At 43.1% G+C, this 17,456-nt stretch carries 18 protein-coding genes; 14 read left to right on the top strand and 4 right to left on the bottom strand.

The window, feature by feature from the left end; all coding sequences use genetic code 11:
- Positions 1 to 32 precede the first annotated feature (32 nt).
- The 5 genes from ABYB02_RS00350 to ABYB02_RS00370 are packed head-to-tail and all read left to right on the top strand — an operon-like array spanning position 33 to position 4,877.
- The gene (locus ABYB02_RS00350; protein ID WP_372759897.1) at positions 33 to 1,112 is read left to right on the top strand and encodes a pilus assembly protein PilM; all 1,080 of its coding nucleotides are present in this window, start codon (positions 33 to 35) and stop codon (positions 1,110 to 1,112) included.
- Entirely contained in the window at positions 1,100 to 1,672 is a 573-nt protein-coding gene (locus tag ABYB02_RS00355; protein ID WP_372759899.1) for a PilN domain-containing protein, read from the top strand. The genes ABYB02_RS00350 and ABYB02_RS00355 overlap by 13 nt, the downstream gene beginning before the upstream one ends.
- The gene (locus ABYB02_RS00360) at positions 1,662 to 2,267 is read left to right on the top strand and encodes a type 4a pilus biogenesis protein PilO (RefSeq protein WP_372759901.1); all 606 of its coding nucleotides are present in this window, start codon (positions 1,662 to 1,664) and stop codon (positions 2,265 to 2,267) included. Before ABYB02_RS00355 ends, ABYB02_RS00360 begins: the two co-directional genes overlap by 11 nt.
- Positions 2,264 to 2,800 (top strand): pilus assembly protein PilP, encoded by a 537-nt coding sequence (locus ABYB02_RS00365; RefSeq protein ID WP_372759904.1) that lies wholly within the window; start codon positions 2,264 to 2,266, stop codon positions 2,798 to 2,800. The genes ABYB02_RS00360 and ABYB02_RS00365 overlap by 4 nt, the downstream gene beginning before the upstream one ends.
- Positions 2,787 to 4,877 carry a type IV pilus secretin PilQ gene (locus tag ABYB02_RS00370; protein WP_372759906.1) on the top strand — a complete coding sequence of 697 codons (2,091 nt, stop codon included), beginning with the start codon at positions 2,787 to 2,789 and terminating at the stop codon, positions 4,875 to 4,877. The genes ABYB02_RS00365 and ABYB02_RS00370 overlap by 14 nt, the downstream gene beginning before the upstream one ends.
- Here ABYB02_RS00370 and ABYB02_RS00375 read toward each other — a convergent pair.
- On the bottom strand, positions 4,852 to 4,974 hold the full coding sequence (locus ABYB02_RS00375; protein ID WP_372759954.1) for a hypothetical protein: 123 nt from the start codon (positions 4,972 to 4,974) through the stop codon (positions 4,852 to 4,854). The two genes, ABYB02_RS00370 and ABYB02_RS00375, sit on opposite strands and share 26 nt — an antisense overlap.
- 346 nt (positions 4,975 to 5,320) lie before the next feature.
- On the opposite strand from ABYB02_RS00375, the gene aroK reads away from it, so the two are divergent.
- The 4 genes from aroK to ABYB02_RS00395 are packed head-to-tail and all read left to right on the top strand — an operon-like array spanning position 5,321 to position 9,179.
- Positions 5,321 to 5,839: a shikimate kinase AroK gene (gene aroK / locus ABYB02_RS00380; protein WP_372759908.1), complete on the top strand. Its 519-nt coding sequence runs from the start codon at positions 5,321 to 5,323 to the stop codon at positions 5,837 to 5,839.
- A gap of 27 nt (positions 5,840 to 5,866) precedes the next feature.
- A complete protein-coding gene (aroB, locus tag ABYB02_RS00385) occupies positions 5,867 to 6,937 on the top strand; it encodes a 3-dehydroquinate synthase (protein ID WP_372759910.1) in 1,071 nt (356 codons plus the stop codon).
- Positions 6,937 to 8,268 carry an AAA family ATPase gene (locus ABYB02_RS00390; protein ID WP_372759912.1) on the top strand — a complete coding sequence of 444 codons (1,332 nt, stop codon included), beginning with the start codon at positions 6,937 to 6,939 and terminating at the stop codon, positions 8,266 to 8,268. The genes aroB and ABYB02_RS00390 overlap by 1 nt, the downstream gene beginning before the upstream one ends.
- Before the next feature lie 53 nt (positions 8,269 to 8,321).
- Positions 8,322 to 9,179 (top strand): Dam family site-specific DNA-(adenine-N6)-methyltransferase, encoded by an 858-nt coding sequence (locus tag ABYB02_RS00395; protein WP_372759914.1) that lies wholly within the window; start codon positions 8,322 to 8,324, stop codon positions 9,177 to 9,179.
- Here the strand turns inward: ABYB02_RS00395 and ABYB02_RS00400 are convergent.
- Positions 9,136 to 9,321 carry a DUF2970 domain-containing protein gene (locus ABYB02_RS00400; RefSeq protein ID WP_372759916.1) on the bottom strand — a complete coding sequence of 62 codons (186 nt, stop codon included), beginning with the start codon at positions 9,319 to 9,321 and terminating at the stop codon, positions 9,136 to 9,138. The two genes, ABYB02_RS00395 and ABYB02_RS00400, sit on opposite strands and share 44 nt — an antisense overlap.
- A gap of 1 nt (position 9,322) precedes the next feature.
- Positions 9,323 to 9,622: a hypothetical protein gene (locus ABYB02_RS00405; RefSeq protein WP_372759918.1), complete on the bottom strand. Its 300-nt coding sequence runs from the start codon at positions 9,620 to 9,622 to the stop codon at positions 9,323 to 9,325.
- Positions 9,623 to 9,838: 216 nt separating this feature from the next.
- Between ABYB02_RS00405 and rpe the strand changes: the two genes are divergently transcribed.
- From rpe to trpS, 3 genes are read left to right on the top strand one after another with little or no spacing between them, the layout of a single operon-like run.
- Positions 9,839 to 10,522: a ribulose-phosphate 3-epimerase gene (gene rpe / locus ABYB02_RS00410; protein WP_372759920.1), complete on the top strand. Its 684-nt coding sequence runs from the start codon at positions 9,839 to 9,841 to the stop codon at positions 10,520 to 10,522.
- Positions 10,522 to 11,187, top strand: coding sequence for a phosphoglycolate phosphatase (locus ABYB02_RS00415; protein ID WP_372759922.1), 666 nt, complete (start codon positions 10,522 to 10,524; stop codon positions 11,185 to 11,187). The genes rpe and ABYB02_RS00415 overlap by 1 nt, the downstream gene beginning before the upstream one ends.
- 31 nt (positions 11,188 to 11,218) lie before the next feature.
- Positions 11,219 to 12,223 (top strand): tryptophan--tRNA ligase, encoded by a 1,005-nt coding sequence (gene trpS, locus ABYB02_RS00420; RefSeq protein ID WP_372759924.1) that lies wholly within the window; start codon positions 11,219 to 11,221, stop codon positions 12,221 to 12,223.
- 99 nt (positions 12,224 to 12,322) lie between these two features.
- Here the strand turns inward: trpS and uvrA are convergent, their stop codons facing one another.
- Positions 12,323 to 15,142, bottom strand: a complete 2,820-nt coding sequence (gene uvrA / locus ABYB02_RS00425) for an excinuclease ABC subunit UvrA (protein WP_372759926.1) — start codon at positions 15,140 to 15,142, stop codon at positions 12,323 to 12,325.
- Positions 15,143 to 15,304: 162 nt separating this feature from the next.
- Between uvrA and ABYB02_RS00430 the strand changes: the two genes are divergently transcribed.
- The gene (locus ABYB02_RS00430) at positions 15,305 to 16,672 is read left to right on the top strand and encodes an MFS transporter (RefSeq protein WP_372759928.1); all 1,368 of its coding nucleotides are present in this window, start codon (positions 15,305 to 15,307) and stop codon (positions 16,670 to 16,672) included.
- A gap of 20 nt (positions 16,673 to 16,692) precedes the next feature.
- Positions 16,693 to 17,391, top strand: a complete 699-nt coding sequence (gene ssb, locus ABYB02_RS00435) for a single-stranded DNA-binding protein (RefSeq protein ID WP_372759930.1) — start codon at positions 16,693 to 16,695, stop codon at positions 17,389 to 17,391.
- Positions 17,392 to 17,456 lie beyond the last annotated feature (65 nt).

A 17,456-nucleotide genomic window follows, 5' to 3' on the forward strand; every position in this document is an offset into this window, starting at 1 on the left:
GTTTATTATTAAAACAAAGGCAAAGTTGCAACATGCTAAGTCAACTATTTAAAAAGCCATCAACTATGATGGTCGGCATTGATATAGGTTCACACTCTATCAAAGCGGTACTGTTAAGTGAAACAGACTCAGGACTTCGACTAGAAGCACTTGCCATTGAGCCTATGCCAAAAGGTGCCATGAGTGAGCGTACAATTCAAGATATTGAAGCGATTGGCAATGTAATAACCAAGTTAAAGCGCAAGCTACCTAAATCGATAAAAGCAGCAGCGGTGGCTATTTCTGGACAAACGGTGATTACCAAAGTTATTTTCATGGATGTTTCCTTAAGTGACGCTGAACTTGAGTCACAAATTGAAATTGAAGCCGACAGCTTAATTCCTTACCCATTAGATGAAGTTAATCTCGATTTTGAAAAGTTATCGACTAACTCGGCCGATCCCAGCAAGATGAATGTACTACTTTCAGCTGCTCGAACGGAAAGTGTTGAAGCGCGAGTAGGGGCATTAGAAGCTGCTAATTTAGAGGCAAAAGTGGTTGATGTTGAAAGCTATGCCTTGAGCCGCACCATGGATGTGTATTATCAGCAATTACCCAGTGATGCCTTTAATAAAAGTGTCGCCATTATAGATATAGGCGCAGTTTTAACACTTGTCAGTGTGGTACAGGCGGGCGAAACCATCTATACCCGAGACCAAGTGTTTGGTGGCGATCAGTATACCAATAGCATTGTGGCTTATTATAATAAAGGCTTTGATGAAGCTGAAATTGGTAAGACGACCGGTGACTTACCGCCAAATTATACCTTTGAAGTACTCGCCCCTTTTCAAACCGCGTTATTACAACAAGTACGCCGTGCGGTACAAATGTTTTTAACTACCACAGGCAAAGAACAGCTAGACTACATAGTGCTTACTGGCGGCACCGCAATGCTCAATGGCCTTGATAGATTGCTAATAGAAGAATTAGGCATCCATGCTGTGGTGGTTGAGCCATTTGTAAATATGGAAATTTCTCCTAAAGTTGACCGTAATGTATTGCAACGCCATCGCACCCAATTTGCTATCGCAACAGGACTGGCATTAAGGAGCTTTTCATCATGCCACATATAAATTTATTGCCTTGGCGTGAACAACAGCGTGAAGAGTCAAAAAAGAAATTCATCACCATCTTGATAGTGGTTGTTGCCCTGTGTTTTTTAAGCATGTACTTACTAAGCTCGTTTTATAGCGCATTGAAACAAGGGCAAAATATAAAAAATAATTACCTCAGTTCAGAAATCACCTTGTTAGATAAACAGATTAGTGAAATAAGAGAGCTGGATAAGAAAAAAGAAAACTTACAGCAACGTATGCGCTTAATTGAAGACTTACAAAGTAGTCGAAATTTAGGCACCCAAATTATGGATGAAGTTGCAAAAATTGTCCCTGCCGGTGTGTATTTAACTAAGCTAGAGCGCCGCGGAAGTCAAATTCATGTACTGGGTAAAAGTGAGTCTAATAACCGCCTGTCTACTTTGCTTCGAGAGGTGCAGGGCTCTTACCTACTAGAACGCCCCATTATGCAAGGCATAGTCGCTGGCGATAAGTCCTCGCGTTTATTGAGTGATTTTAATATGGAATTTTATGTAAAACCATTCGATAAAATTGGCGAGGTGCGCAATGAACCTTGATTTTAAAGCGCTTACAGAGATTGATTGGAATGAAATAGAACTTGATAACATTGGCGAATGGCCGGTTATTGTTAAAGCGATTTGTTGCACACTGGTTGCGGGATTAGTGTTATTTTTTAGTTTTAGTTTTTTAGTTTCGGATGAAATTGACAGCTATCATTATGCCGTAGCGAAAGAAGTTGAGTTACGCACAACATACCGCACTAAGTACACAGTAGCGAGCAAACTTGATATTTATCGCCAACAAATGAGTGATATGGAAGATAAGTTTTCGCAGTTGTTAAAACGCTTACCTACCTCAAATGAAACGCCTGGCTTATTAGATGACCTTTCGTATGTAGGTACCACTAGTGGCTTAACGTTTTTAAAGATAGGCTGGTTACCTGAAGTAAAAAAAGAGTTTTACACCGAATTACCGATTAAAATAGAAGTGGTTGGCAGCTACCATGAATTTGGCCAGTTTGTAGGAAAAGTAGCGCAATTACCGCGAATTGTAAGTTTACATGACTTTTCTATTTTATCATCAGGAGAAAAGCAGCTAACATTCAGTGTGGTGGCAAAAACATATCGCTATGAAGAGGGAGTTAAGCAATGAAAAAATTCCCTTTAGTTGTGCTCATGGCATTGTTGTTAAATGGCTGTAATGATGATACTTCAGAGCAAAAAGAGTTTATCGATCAGGTAAAAGCAAGTACAACGCCTAAAGTTGAAAAAATACCTGAGTTAATAGAGTTTGAATATTTTGCTTATAGTGCTGCGAATTTGCGTAGCCCATTTGTGGCGCCGCAACCTGAAATTATACAAAATAACTTAACGCAGGTTAAAAATTGTTTGCACCCCGATCCACAACGGGTGCGACAGCCTTTAGAAAAGTATCCGTTAGATAACTTAGCTATGAAAGGCACAATAGGGTCAAATGGACAAACGTGGGCCCTTATTACCGCCACCGATGCGACGTTACACAGAGTCACCGTGGGGAGTTATTTAGGCACCTACGATGGCAGAGTAAGTCAGGTCAATAGCGACTATATTGAGTTAATTGAATTAATCCCCGATGGGTCAGGGTGTTGGAAAGAGCGCCAGACTAAGTTGGAAATGTTAGAGGCGGCAATTGATGGCGCAAATTAATAACAAAAAAGGTAATACTCATATGTATAAGGATGTAGCATCGCATCATCGTGTATTGTCAGCATTATTAGTGGTTTTTGCGCTATTAGTGAGCAAAGCAGCCGTGGCTGAGCCGCTGCTATATGACGTGCGTTATAACCCCTTATTAAAAGGCGAAACCGAGCTACAATTGGTCTTTGATGAAGAGCTAGCACAGCAACCTCATATTCAAGTATTTAATAGCCCAGCGCGGATAGAAATGCTGTTTTCAGAGGCTAATTTCGAGCAAGGCTTAGCCAATGTAACGGTTAATCAGGCGGGCATAAATAACGTGACCAGTGTTATGACCGATCAGGGGTTAAAAGTATCGGTAAATCTTGAACGCTTAAAAATTTATCAAACTGAGGTCAGTAACAACTTAGTATCATTACGTATTTCCGATAACCCATTAACCGAAAACACTGCAATGGCAACGGATAGCGCAGCGGATATTAGCGGTAATTATATTAATCGTATTCAATCGATTGACTTTCGTCGTGGGGAAAAAGGGGAAGCTAAAGTTTTAGTGTTTTTGCAAGACACCCAAGCGGCCATTGAAGTACATGAGAGTGGTGGCAAAATTATCGCTGAGTTTCATCATACCGATATTTTAGATGATCTGCTTTATGAATTAGATGTACTTGATTTTGGCACTGTGGTGAGCAGTATCGAAACGTTTAAAGAACCGAACTTAAGCCGCGTGGTTATTGAGCCTAATAAAGCGTTTACTTATACCTATCAGCAAATTGATAATATCTTTACCTTAAGTGTTGAAAAAGATGACACACAAAACGCCTATTTAGATGGTGGCAAAGAATATCAAGGTCGCCCGATGACGTTGAATTTTCAAGATATTTCAGTACGTGCTGTGCTGCAGATTATTGCTGGCTACAACGACTTTAACTTAGTCACCAGTGACTCGGTAACGGGAAATATTACCCTGCGTTTAGATGGTGTGCCGTGGGATCAGGCGCTAGATGTGGTATTGCGAATAAAAGGCCTTGATAAACGTATGGATGGCTCCATTTTAATGGTGGCACCCTCAGAGGAGTTGGCGGCTCGTGAGGCCAAAGAGCTGAAAGCGAAGCAGCAAGTAGAAGATTTAGAACCGTTATATAGTGAATACATTCGCTTAAATTACGCCAAAGCAGAAGATTTTGCCGATTTACTAAAAACCGATACTAACAGTATCATTACCCCTAGAGGCAGTGTATCGGTTGACCAGCGCACTAATACCTTGTTAATTAAAGATACTGCAAAAAGCATTGAAAGTGTGCGTCGTATGGTTGAAACCCTTGATATTCCAGTAAAACAGGTGGTCATTGAAGCCCGTATGGTTACGGTGCGCGACAATGTTACCGAAGATTTAGGGGTACGCTGGGGCTTTAGTGATCAGCAAGGGAGCGATGGCGTGTCGGGGACACTTGAAGGCGCCGAAACTATTTCAAATGGTGTTATTCCTAGTTTATCTGATCGCTTAAATGTAAACTTGCCTGTGGCTAATCCATCGGCTAGTATCGGCATGCATATCGCCAAGTTGGCCAATGGCACATTAATTGACCTTGAATTAACGGCGTTGGAAGAAGAAAACAAAGGCGAGATCATTGCCAGTCCACGTATTACGGCAGCTAATCAGCAAAAAGCGCGTATTGAACAAGGTACCGAGATACCTTATGTGGAATCAGCGTCAAGTGGTGCCACCACGGTAAGCTTTAAAAAAGCGGTGTTGAGTTTAGAAGTAACACCCCATATAACACCTGATAACAAAGTTATTTTGAATTTAATTATCACCCAGGATACTCGAGGTGATACAGTGCAGACCGGAACCGGCCCTGCGGTTGCAATTGATACACAACAAATTGAAACTCAGGTGTTGGTAGAAAATGGTCAAACAGTTGTTTTAGGTGGTATTTTCCAACAGCAAATAATTAACTCGACCAAAAAGGTGCCTTTATTGGGCGATATTCCTTATGTTGGAAGGCTATTTAAAAGCACCAGTGAGTTTAATGAAAAACGTGAACTGCTGATTTTCGTCACACCGAAAATACAAATAGATTAGAGCGTGTGCATATAGAGCAATGAACGTTACTGGCGCTGCTTGGTTTACCTAGCAGCGTTTTGCAGTGAGGTTGTTTGCAGTAAATATGCGATTGCAGCTATAAGCCAAACATGAGCTGCCATTCGGGTGTACGCTAACGTTGTTTTACTGTTTATTGCTTAAACTTTACATAGTATCGCTATGCTAAAGCACTTAGTAATGTGATTAAAATGACAATGGCTTGCACAAATATTAACCATGAAAAGTAAACACTCCCTAAAATAAATTGCTTAAATGTTAACTAATGGATGATTATTTAGATTAATTGCTCGTTATGTGGCTTTTTATGCTAATTGACTTGAAATACCTGACCGATTACTGAGATAATCCTCTCCTTAATTTTGGGGCCAGGTCGTTAGGCGGGGTTTTATTTCAAATTTTAGAGTTCGTTTGTACTAAAAGATATGGCTGAGAAACGTAATATATTTCTAGTTGGCCCCATGGGGGCTGGCAAAAGTACGATTGGTCGTCACATCGCTGACCAATTACACCTTGAATTTGTTGATTCTGATCAAGAAATCGAACGCCGTACCGGTGCAGATATTGCCTGGGTGTTTGATCTTGAAGGTGAAGAAGGCTTTAGACTTCGTGAAGAATCTGTTATTGGCGATCTAACCGAAATGCAGGGTATTGTACTTGCAACCGGTGGTGGTTCAGTAATGAGTAAAGAAGTTAGAAACAAGCTTTCGGCTCGTGGTATCGTCGTATACCTAGAGACACCAATAGAAAAGCAAGTTGCACGCACACAACGCGACAAGCGTCGCCCATTACTGCAAACAGAAGAAGCACCTCGTGATGTATTAGAACGTTTAGCAGAAGAACGCGAACCGTTATACAAAGAAGTGGCTGATTTTATTGTACGCACCGATGAGCAAAGCGCAAAAGTTGTTGCCAACCAAATCATCGAGAAATTGGATTTTTAATTACTAATATTTAAGGAATGACTAAGCATGCTTGAATTAACTGTTAATTTAGACGAGCGAAGTTATCCTATTTATATTGGTCAATCTGCACTTCAAGATAATGGCCGTCTAGCTCACCACATTGGTGATTGTCGGCCTGTCATCATTACTAACGAGACTATTGCGCCTCTGTATTTAGAGCGCTTATTAGCCCAGTTAGCACCGCTTAATCCGCTACACTTTATCATTCCCGATGGCGAGCAATACAAATCGCTGGCATGGTTTGAGCAAATTTCCGCTTTTTTACTGGAAAATAATTGCGGCCGTGACACCTGCTTAATTGCACTCGGTGGCGGTGTTGTAGGGGATTTAACCGGTTTTGTTGCAGCGTGTTATCAGCGCGGTATTCCCTTTATTCAAATCCCGACCACGTTATTATCGCAAGTTGACTCGTCGGTAGGCGGAAAAACCGCGGTAAATCATCCGTTAGGTAAAAACATGATTGGGGCTTTTTATCAGCCACAAGCCGTTTTTATTGATACTCAGTCACTGCATACCTTACCCGTGCGTGAGTTTGCGGCCGGTATGGCTGAAGTGATTAAATATGGATTAATTTACGATACCGAATTATTTGCTTATTTAGAGCAACATATTTTAAGTTTACAACAACTTGATGAAGCCTGTTTACAGCATGTTATTTATCGATGCTGTGAAATTAAAGCACTGATTGTTGCTCAAGACGAAAAAGAGCAAGGCTTGCGTGCTTTATTAAATTTAGGGCATACCTTCGCCCACGCAATTGAAGCGCAGATGGGTTACGGTGTTTGGTTACATGGTGAAGCGGTTGCTACCGGTATGGTGTTGGCTGCAAAGCTGGCGCAAAGCCGTGGCGATTTAAGCAGCGACGACGTTGCTCGCATTACACAATTGATTGCGCAGTATAATTTACCAACCGCAATTCCACCGCAAATGACCAGTGAGCAATTTTTGCTGCATATGCGTAAAGATAAAAAGAATAAAAAAGGCACCATACGTTTTATTCTCCCTACCCAATTTGGTCAGTGTGCATTGGTGGACGATGTGACAGATGATCAAGTTCGAGCGTTAATCGAGCAATAATGCAGCCACAAATTTTACCAAGCCGTGCGGCTTTGGTGGATAGAATCGCACTGCAATTTGAATACGGACAAAACCTCATTGTAGTGCTTGGTACTTCTGGCCTAGGTAAAAGCTACCTGCTTGAAACCTTTATTACTGATAAGTATAACGATTTTAATAAAGCGTTAGTGCAAGTCAGCGCGCAAATGAGTGATGTACAATTAATGACCGAGCTATTAGAGCAAAGCTTTAATGCCCCCTTAATTGACCACAACCTCACCCTAGCAGAAAACTTTTACCAATTATTCCAACAACAACCCTGTGGACCGTGTTTATGGGTATTAGATGGCGGACGCCATTTATCGACTGAATTTTTGCACGAGTTAGAGTTACTGGCTAAAAATTCCCCTGGTACCTTGTATATTATGCTTGCGGCGCAATCTAAATTACCGCTCAGCGCCGCTGTGAATATTCATTTAGAGCCACTCAGTCTGGCTGAAAGTAAACAACTAATGCGCGGCTACTTTAGCACCTTGCCTTATGATGAAGATCCGGTTTTTCAGGCTTTTCTAACAGCGGCACAGGGCAATCCCAGTTTGTTATTATCATGGCAGCCCAACGAACATGTAGCTGATACTACTGCTAAAGATACAGTAACGTGGCGCGTGCAATTAGTGGTGTTATTACTGCTTATTATGCTGTTGATAATCGGTTTATTATATAAATCGGATATGACTCAGTGGTGGCAACAATACTATCAGCAGCAACAGCAAAATGTGCTGACTACCGCGATTCCGGTAACACAACTAACCAGCGACGCGCTTCCTCCGCAAATGAGTCTGCAAACACAGCAAAATGAAGCGCAAGCGATTACTCAAGCCGATACTGCTCAGGCATTACCTCAACAGGATATCGCAGCGATTATGCAAAGTTTGACTGTAACCGCTGTACCCCAACCAAGTGACTCAGCTATGCCAGCGCCGCCGCATGTGCTTGATGACGCAATACCAAGCGATCGCGAAAATAAGGCCACTGCAGCCACCCCGCACTTACAAGGTAATGCTTGGTATTTACAACAGCCAGAAAATAATATGGTTATTCAATTGTTAGCGATTAGCCAACCACAGATTAAAGATGAATTTATTAGCCAGCATCAGTTGCAAACATTGGCGCATAGCTATCAAACCATCAGGAATAATAATACCTGGTGGGTCGTTACCATAGGCAGTTTTGCGAATATAAATGAAGCCAAATTAGCGATGCAAAGTTTGCCGCCAGAGGTAAAGAAAAATAAGCCGTTCTATAAAAAAATAAGCAAAATAAAACAAGAAATTGCACTCGTAGATCAGTAAACTTACTGGCTTTAGTGTAAAATCGCGCAACACCAAATTGAAGTAAAGAGCCAATGCAACAAAAGAGTAGAGCCTTCCTTAAATGGGCTGGCGGAAAATACAGCCTAGTTGAAGATATTAATGCGCGCTTAAAGCAAGCCAGTCAGCAGGCTGACACTTTAGTTGAACCTTTTGTTGGTGCCGGCTCAGTGTTTTTAAATAGCGACTTTAAACACTATATTCTGAATGATATTAATGCCGATTTAATTAACTTATACAAAGAGCTTAAAAACGCGCCAGATGAGTTTATTAGTGATGCTAAAAAGTTGTTTGTCGATTTAAATAACCACCCCGACGCCTATTACCAATACCGGGTGCAGTTTAATCAAAGTAGCGATATATACGAACGCGCCATGTTGTTTTTGTATATGAACCGCCATGGTTATAACGGTCTCTGTCGTTACAATTTAAAAGGTATTTTTAATGTGCCATTTGGCAAATATAAAAAGCCTTACTTTCCTGAAAAAGAAATGCACTACTTTGCCGAGAAAGCACAGCGAGCCACGTTTACTTGCTTAGATTACGACGACATATTTAAACTGGTGCCGAAAAACTCGGTAATATATTGTGATCCACCGTATGTGCCGTTAAGCAAAACCGCCTCGTTTACTTCATACGCCAAAGGCGGCTTTAATTTAGATGATCAGGCAAATTTGGCTAATCTGGCAGAGCAGGCGGCTTTTGAAAATCATACCCCAGTGCTTATTTCTAACCATGATACGGTATGGACGCGAAAAATTTATAGTCAAGCCACGCTTGAGCAAATTCAGGTAAAACGCACCATTAGTCCCAAGGGCGGGTCGCGTAATAAAGTGAACGAACTAATGGCTATGTATTTAGCACCGCCACAACCACAGCGTAAATTGCGCTAATAAACACCACAAAGAGAATCACAGCTAAGCTGATAATGACTCGCGGCGAGTGTTGTTTAAAGTCGCTTTGGCGTTTATGTTCCGATTGCACGCCAAAAAATGCGGCAAGCACACTTTGTAACGCCGCAAAAAAATGGCGCACGTTAAAAAATCGGTTTTAATGAGGGGGGCTGTTTTGCATCGGCGGAGCCAGTCAGTAACTCTAAAAAATCTAAATAATGAAACTGAGCGCTGCGGCTATCGCCGGTAAACCAGGCTAGCCAAGAGGAATCTGCTGCGGTTTTATAGCAGTTATTTGTGCTTGCTTCTGCAGTCACAGTTTGCTGTTGCTGCGTACAGGCGTTAAGTGCGCCCGTGGTGGGTTGCGAATGTGATGTCGGCTTTAGCCCTATAACCAGCAATAATACCGACGCAATTAATATCCCTGTTTTAACAGCTCGCATGATATAACCCAATAGTTTGTTCCTGTTTCAAGCATAACAAAGGCTGTTTAAATAATAAACATAAATTTCATGGTAAACGACTAAATGCCATAAAATATAGAGAGTTAACTTCAGCTTAGCGTTTTTTTCAGCGGATTATTTTTTACTGAGATCACTTGGGTAACGTTATTAATTAAGTTACATTAACGCCCTACAATATTCATTGACGGATTAGCTATGTTGAACCCAGCACAAAAATACTTAATTGCCCCTTCAATTTTATCGGCGGACTTTGCCAAACTCGGTGAAGATGTTGATAACGTCCTAGCGGCGGGGGCCGACGTAGTTCACTTTGATGTCATGGATAACCACTATGTACCCAACCTAACCGTTGGTCCTATGGTGTGTAAAGCACTGCGTAACTATGGTATTACGGCACCAATCGATGTGCATTTAATGGTAAAACCGGTTGATAGTTTAATTCCACAGTTTGCCGAAGCGGGGGCATCCATTATTACCTTTCACCCAGAAGCCAGTGAGCACATTGACCGTACCCTACAATTAATAAAAGATCAGGGTTGCCAAGCCGGATTAGTGTTTAATCCGGGCACTAGCTTGAGTTTTCTTGACCATGTGATGGATAAAATCGATGTTATTTTAATTATGTCGGTTAATCCAGGCTTTGGTGGGCAAAGCTTTATTCCTCACACTTTAGAAAAACTACGCCAAGCAAAACAACGTATTGTAGAATCGGGTCGTAGTATCCGGTTAGAAGTCGATGGCGGTATTAAAGTCGATAATATTGCAGCGGCTGCAGCGGCGGGAGCCGATATGTTTGTTGCTGGCTCTGCTATTTTCAATCAGCCCGATTATCAAGCCGTGATAGAGCAAATGCGTGAGCAATTAGGAACGGTAAAATAATGAAGTACGATGTAGCTCTGTTTGATTTAGATGGTACTTTAGTTGATAGCGTTTACGATTTATATATCGCACTTAACCTCACTTTAAGCGATTTAGCGTTTCCCATCGTCAGCCAGCGCTTAGTTGAAAGCTGGGTAGGGAACGGTATTGAAGTGTTAGTAAAGCGGGCGCTCAGTGGCGATATGGATATTAGTGAGCATTTAGATGAAGCGTTGAGTAACCAAGCGATTGCTTTATTTTATCAACACTATGAACAACAAGTTGGCGAATACAGTGTGTTATATCAACATGTTGAAACGGGGCTGGCAGCACTGCGCAGTATGCCAAAAGCGTTGATCACCAATAAGGCGCGCATTTTTACCGAAAAATTACTCGATAAATTAGCGCTAACCAGTCACTTTGAGGTGATAATATGTGGCGATGATATGGCGAAAAAGCCGTCTCCAGAGCCGTTATTATTTGCCTGCGATAAATTAAATATCCCCCCCAGCAAAGCGGTGATGATTGGCGACTCAAAAAGCGATATATTGGCGGCCCAAGCAGCTAATATTGATGTTATTGCGCTTAGCTATGGTTATAACCAAGGTGAAAACCTCGAGGACTATAATCCGCAGTACCTATGCGATAATTTCTTAGCTATAATACCCGTTCTTACACAGCGCTAAGTGCTGTTAATTAAGCAAATAAAGGAAAATCATGAGTAAACCAGTAGTTTTAAGTGGCGTTCAGCCAACCGGTGGTATGACAATAGGCAACTATGTTGGCGCTATTAACCAGTGGCTAAAGTTACAGGAAGACTATGATAGCTACTTTATGTTGGCCGATTTGCATGCCATTACTGTTCGCCAAGATCCTGCGCTACTGCGCTCACGGGTGCTTGATGGCGTAGCCCTTTATACGGCCTGTGGCATAGACCCAGAAAAAGCCGCGCTGTTTGTGCAATCGCAAGTGCCAGAGCATGCGCAACTGGCATGGGTATTAAATTGTTATGCACAAATGGGCGAGCTTAACCGCATGACCCAGTTTAAAGATAAGTCAGCTACCCACGCGCATAATATTAACGTGGGCTTATTTGCTTACCCGGTGTTACAAGCGGCAGATATTCTGTTGTATCAAGCTGAGCAAGTGCCGGTGGGTGAAGACCAAAAACAGCATCTTGAATTAACCCGCGATATCGCTACGCGCTTTAATAATCTTTACGGCGACGTGTTTAAAATACCGCAAGCGTATATTCCTGAGTTTGGTGCTCGAGTAATGAGCCTGCAAGATCCATTGAAAAAGATGTCTAAATCAGATGAAAACCTAAATGGTTTTATTATGATGTTAGACGAGCCGAAAAAAATTGAGAAAAAGCTGAAAAAAGCGGTTACCGATTCAGACGAGCAAGCACGCATTTACTTTGACCGTGCAGAAAAGCCCGGAGTATCAAACTTACTGACTCTGTTAAGTGTGGCAACAGAGCGCCCAATTGCAGACTTAGTACCAGAATACGAAGACAAAATGTATGGTCATCTGAAAAAAGACACCGCAGATGCGGTAGTGGCGATGATAGAGCCAATTCAGGCTCGCTTTAAGCAGATCAGAGAAGATCAAACCCTGCTTGATAACATCATGAAACGCGGTGCAGACAAAGCCAGCAGCCAAGCTGAGGGCACCTTAAAGGCCGTATACGACGCACTCGGATTTATTCCGCGCGGCTAAGATTTATAGCAATTTGCAATTAATAACAAAAAAAATGCCGCTTTATTTATAAAGCGGCATTTTTGTTTTTAGCTTGTTGCCATTAAAGGCAACGTGAGCTCAAAGGAGCGGTTTAAGGTAATGGCCAGTATGTGAACGCTCACATTCAGACACTGCCTCTGGCGTGCCGGCAATCAGTATTTCACCGCCACCGGCGCCTCCTTCAGGCCCTAAATCAATCACCCAATCGGCGGTTTTTATGACGTCGAGGTTATGCTCAATAACCACAATTGTATTGCCGTGATCGCGCAGGCGATGTAACACCACCAGTAATTGCTCTATATCGGCAAAGTGTAAACCGGTTGTTGGTTCATCAAGTATATACAGGGTTTTACCGGTATCGCGTTTTGACAGCTCGCGGGCTAGTTTAACCCGTTGTGCCTCACCGCCCGAAAGCGTAGTGGCGGCTTGCCCTAAGCGTATGTACGATAAACCAACATCCATTAAGGTTTTTAGTTTACGTGCAATGGCCGGTATTTTATCAAAGTAATCGTGCGCGTCTTCCACAGTCATTTCGAGTACTTGGTGAATATTTTTACCTTTGTACTGTACTTCAAGCGTCTCGCGATTATAGCGGGCACCTTTACAGACATCACAGGGCACGTATACATCGGGTAAAAAGTGCATTTCTACTTTAATTACGCCATCGCCTTGGCAGGCTTCACAGCGCCCACCTTTCACATTAAAGCTAAAGCGACCTACTTTATAACCGCGTGACCGCGACTCTTGCGTACCCGCAAATAGCTCTCGAATGCCAGTAAAAATACCGGTATAGGTGGCGGGGTTAGAGCGTGGTGTACGGCCAATTGGGCTTTGATCAATGTCGATCACTTTATCAAAGTGCTCTAAACCTGCGATCGATTTATACGGCGCCGCTTCGGCGGTGGTGGCGCCATTTAGTTCGGTGTGTGCCAGTTTAAATAAGGTATCGTTGATCAGGGTCGATTTCCCTGAGCCCGACACACCAGTGACACAGGTTAATAAGCCAAATGGAATTTTTAGATCCACATTTTTTAAATTATTACCGGTCGCACCAAACAACTCCAGCCACTTATCGTTTGTGGGGTGACGCTGTTGCGGGATTTCAATTTTACGCACTCCCGATAAAAACTGCCCCGTAACTGAGTCATCGCAGGCTAAAATGTCGTCTCTAGTACCTTGGGCAATAATATGCCCGCCATGCACACCGGCACCCGGGCCAATATCAATAATATGATCCGCAGCGCGAATAGCATCTTCATCGTGCTCAACCACAATAACGGTGTTACCTAAATCGCGTAAATGCACTAAGGTTTTTAGCAAGCGGTCGTTATCGCGTTGATGCAAACCAATTGATGGTTCATCTAATACGTACATGACCCCCACTAGGCCAGCGCCAATTTGGCTAGCAAGGCGAATACGCTGTGCTTCACCGCCGGAAAGGGTATCGGCGCTTCTTTCAAGCGACAGGTAATTTAAACCCACATTGATTAAAAACGATAAACGATCGCGAATTTCTTTTAATATTTTTTCCGCAATTTGCCCTTTTTGGCCGGTTAGTTTTAACCCGGCAAAAAAGTCCATGGCTTCACCAATACTCATATGGGTAATGGTAGGTAAGTTGGTTTGGCCAATAAATACGTGACGCGACTCTTGGCGTAAACGCGAGCCATGACAACTTGGACAGGCTTGGCTGGTTTGATATTTAGCCAGCTCTTCACGCACCGAGTTAGACTCGGTTTCACGATAGCGGCGGTACATATTATTCAGTACCCCTTCAAACTCGTGATTACGAGTAATTAAGTCGCCGCGGTCGTTGCGGTAACTAAACGCTATTTTTGTGCCGGCGGAGCCTTCTAAAATCACTTGCTGCACTGCGGGCTCAAGGCTTTGAAAGGGCACATCTAAATCAAAATTGTAATGCTCAGCAACGGCTTGCAGCATTTGGTAATAATAAAAGCTGCGTTTATCCCAGCCTTTAATGGCACCGCCTGCTAAGCTGAGCTCGGGGTTTTGCACAACACGATTCGGATCAAAATATTGTCGTACACCTAAACCGTCACAGCTTTGACAAGCCCCCGCGGGGTTGTTAAACGAAAACAGCCGAGGCTCTAACTCGGTCATGGCATAGCCACAGGTGGGGCAAGCAAAATTAGCTGAAAACAGCATTTCTTCTGCGCTGCTATCATCCATATAAGCAATATTGGCAACGCCGCCCGACATTTCTAATGCCGCTTCAAATGACTCGGCTAGGCGCTGTTGTTGCCCCTCTTTTACTTTAAAGCGATCGACCACCACTTCAATGGTATGTTTTTTATGCAGATCTAGCGGCGGAGGATCGGATAAGTCGCAGACTTCGCCATCAATACGGGCACGAATGTAACCTTGGCTTGCTAGCTGCTCAAGTAGCTTAACGTGCTCGCCTTTACGGTCTTTGATGACTGGAGCAAGCAACATTAGTCTACTGCCCTCAGGCAGTGCTAACACGGTATCGACCATTTGGCTGATGGTTTGTGCCGCCAGCGGTAAATCGTGAGTAGGGCAGCGGGGTTCACCCACACGGGCAAACATAAGACGTAAATAGTCGTAAATTTCGGTAATCGTGCCCACGGTTGAGCGTGGGTTATGCGAGGTCGACTTTTGTTCAATAGAAATAGCAGGAGAAAGTCCTTCAATGTGATCCACATCAGGCTTTTCCATTAATGATAAAAACTGTCTTGCGTACGCAGACAGTGATTCTACATAACGACGCTGTCCCTCTGCATACAAAGTATCAAATGCCAGCGAAGACTTTCCCGAACCAGATAGGCCAGTGATAACAATGAGCTTATCACGTGGGATGGTTAGGCTGATGTCTTTTAAATTGTGCGTGCGTGCGCCTCGGACTTCAATGTTTTCCATGCTATCTCGTTTATTGCCAAAATTATTTGTTCAGTATCGCATAATACGCAGTAAGATTAATCCTTGATCAATGAAAAATCCTTAGTTATAGGCGATTAATTATTGCTAAGCTTATGGTAGAATCGCGGTCTAATTTTTTTACTCAGTAAGATCATTTGAATAATGACCGCATCTTCACTTAATTCACGAGAAAAACGCGCTGCCGTATCGTTAGCGAGTGTGTTTGCATTTAGAATGCTTGGCTTATTTATGCTGATGCCTGTATTAGCAATTTATGGTCAATCGTTGGCAGGCTTTTCCCCGATTTGGATAGGCTTTGCTATTGGCGCTTATGGTTTAACCCAAGCGGTACTGCAAATTCCGATGGGGCGGCTGTCTGATAAAATAGGCCGTAAAAAAGTGATTGTAGGTGGCTTACTGGTGTTTGCCTTGGGTTCAGTGGTTGCCGCATTAGCCGATTCAATTCAAATGGTTACAGTGGGGCGAGCGCTACAAGGTATGGGGGCCATAGCCAGTGCGCTATTAGCCTTTGCATCCGATTTAAGTCGTGATGAACAGCGACCCAAAGTGATGGCCGTTATTGGCATGAGCATCGGGATGAGCTTTGCCTTGGCTATGTTGCTGGGACCGATAGTCGCCGCGTCATGGGGCGTATCTGGAGTGTTTTGGCTCACCGCCGTGTTAGCGCTTGTGGGTATCTTTATCGTCACTATGTTAGTGCCCAACGCCATAAGTAAAGCGCCGAAAGGCGATACGCTGGCAAGCTTTAGCGACATTAAAAAGTTAATTAAAGATCCGCAGTTATCACGCTTAAATGCGGGAGTGCTATTGCTGCATTTAACCTTAACCACTATTTTTGTGGTGTTGCCAAGCCAATTAATTAACAGCGGTTTAGCGGCTGATCAGCATTGGTATGTATATATACCCGTATTACTATTAGCGTTTATATTAATGGTGCCCATTATGATTGTGGCCATTAAAAAAGAGAAAGAAAAGCAAGCATTTATAGGCTCTGTGCTGTTACTTACCTTGAGTATGTTCGCCATGTCTATTTGGGTAAATAGCTTAGTGGTAATGGCGGTGTGTATGCTGCTGTACTTTGTGGCATTTAACTTTTTAGAAGCCACGATGCCGGCATTGGTTTCACGTATTGCACCCGCGAGTCAAAAGGGCTCTGCAATGGGGGGCTTTTCGTCGAGCCAATTTTTTGGGGCTTTTTTAGGGGGCATACTGGGCGGTTATATAGCGCAAACCACAAGTGCACACGCTGTATTTGCGGCAGCAGCCCTTGTTGGGTTATTATGGCTTATTGTTGCGTGGAACATGCAAGTTCCACCCAAAAGTAAAGTTATTAGTTTAATGACCCAATTAGATTCAGAAGAGCAAGCCCAAACTTTGGCTTCTCGGTTAGTTGCTTTACCCGGCGTAATTGAGGCAACCGTAGTGCGCGATGAAAGCCGCAGCTACTTAAAGATTAATGATAAAGAATTTGACCTAGACCAAGCGCGTAAAGTGGCTGGTTTAATCTAACGTTTATAGGAGATAGTTCCATGGCACGCGGTGTGAACAAAGTAATTTTGGTGGGTAACTTAGGACAAGATCCTGAAGTACGTTACATGCCTAATGGTAATGGCGTAGCAAATATTACCTTAGCAACTTCTGATAGCTATAAAGACAAAAACACTGGCCAAATGGTTGATAAAACTGAGTGGCACCGTGTGGTATTTTTTGGCAAATTAGCTGAAATTGTTGGTGAATATTGTCGTAAAGGGTCACAAATTTACGTAGAAGGTAAATTGCAAACACGTAAATGGACCGACCAACAAGGCCAAGAAAAATACACCACTGAAATCGTGGTAGATGGTTTTACCGGTCAAATGCAAATGTTAGGTAGCCGTGGTGGCGATCAGCAAGGTGGTGGTTATCAAGGTAATCAATCGCAAGGCGGTCAACAAGGTGGCGGTTACCAAGGTAATCAAGCACAGGGCGGTCAGCAAAGTGGTGGGTACCAAAACAACCCAGCGCAAAATAGCCCACAGCAAGGCGGTTATGCACCACAGCAACAGTCAGCGCCAGCCGCGCCTACGAATAACCAATACCAGCAGCCACAAGGTGGCTTTGCGCCGCAGCAAAATAATGCGCCGCAACAGCAAGGTGGGTTTGCACCTAAGCCGCCAAGTGCGCCACAAGGCGGCGCGTCTAATCCAATGGAACCTACCATAGATTTTGACGACGACATCCCGTTCTAGATCATAGTTAATTAATAACTGTAGATAAAAATGTTAAAACCCAGCTAAATGCTGGGTTTTTTGTT

It is taken from the genome of Pseudoalteromonas sp., assembly GCF_041613455.1.
Lineage (GTDB): Bacteria > Pseudomonadota > Gammaproteobacteria > Enterobacterales > Alteromonadaceae > Pseudoalteromonas.

Coding starts and splice junctions, on each gene's coding strand:
- ABYB02_RS00350 (WP_372759897.1), top strand. CDS start 33: ATGCTAAGTCAACTATTTAAAAAGCCATCAACTATGATGGTCGGCATT.
- ABYB02_RS00355 (WP_372759899.1), top strand. CDS start 1,100: ATGCCACATATAAATTTATTGCCTTGGCGTGAACAACAGCGTGAAGAG.
- ABYB02_RS00360 (WP_372759901.1), top strand. CDS start 1,662: ATGAACCTTGATTTTAAAGCGCTTACAGAGATTGATTGGAATGAAATA.
- ABYB02_RS00365 (WP_372759904.1), top strand. CDS start 2,264: ATGAAAAAATTCCCTTTAGTTGTGCTCATGGCATTGTTGTTAAATGGC.
- ABYB02_RS00370 (WP_372759906.1), top strand. CDS start 2,787: ATGGCGCAAATTAATAACAAAAAAGGTAATACTCATATGTATAAGGAT.
- aroK (WP_372759908.1), top strand. CDS start 5,321: ATGGCTGAGAAACGTAATATATTTCTAGTTGGCCCCATGGGGGCTGGC.
- aroB (WP_372759910.1), top strand. CDS start 5,867: ATGCTTGAATTAACTGTTAATTTAGACGAGCGAAGTTATCCTATTTAT.
- ABYB02_RS00390 (WP_372759912.1), top strand. CDS start 6,937: ATGCAGCCACAAATTTTACCAAGCCGTGCGGCTTTGGTGGATAGAATC.
- ABYB02_RS00395 (WP_372759914.1), top strand. CDS start 8,322: ATGCAACAAAAGAGTAGAGCCTTCCTTAAATGGGCTGGCGGAAAATAC.
- ABYB02_RS00405 (WP_372759918.1), bottom strand. CDS start 9,622: ATGCGAGCTGTTAAAACAGGGATATTAATTGCGTCGGTATTATTGCTG.
- rpe (WP_372759920.1), top strand. CDS start 9,839: ATGTTGAACCCAGCACAAAAATACTTAATTGCCCCTTCAATTTTATCG.
- ABYB02_RS00415 (WP_372759922.1), top strand. CDS start 10,522: ATGAAGTACGATGTAGCTCTGTTTGATTTAGATGGTACTTTAGTTGAT.
- trpS (WP_372759924.1), top strand. CDS start 11,219: ATGAGTAAACCAGTAGTTTTAAGTGGCGTTCAGCCAACCGGTGGTATG.
- uvrA (WP_372759926.1), bottom strand. CDS start 15,142: ATGGAAAACATTGAAGTCCGAGGCGCACGCACGCACAATTTAAAAGAC.
- ABYB02_RS00430 (WP_372759928.1), top strand. CDS start 15,305: ATGACCGCATCTTCACTTAATTCACGAGAAAAACGCGCTGCCGTATCG.
- ssb (WP_372759930.1), top strand. CDS start 16,693: ATGGCACGCGGTGTGAACAAAGTAATTTTGGTGGGTAACTTAGGACAA.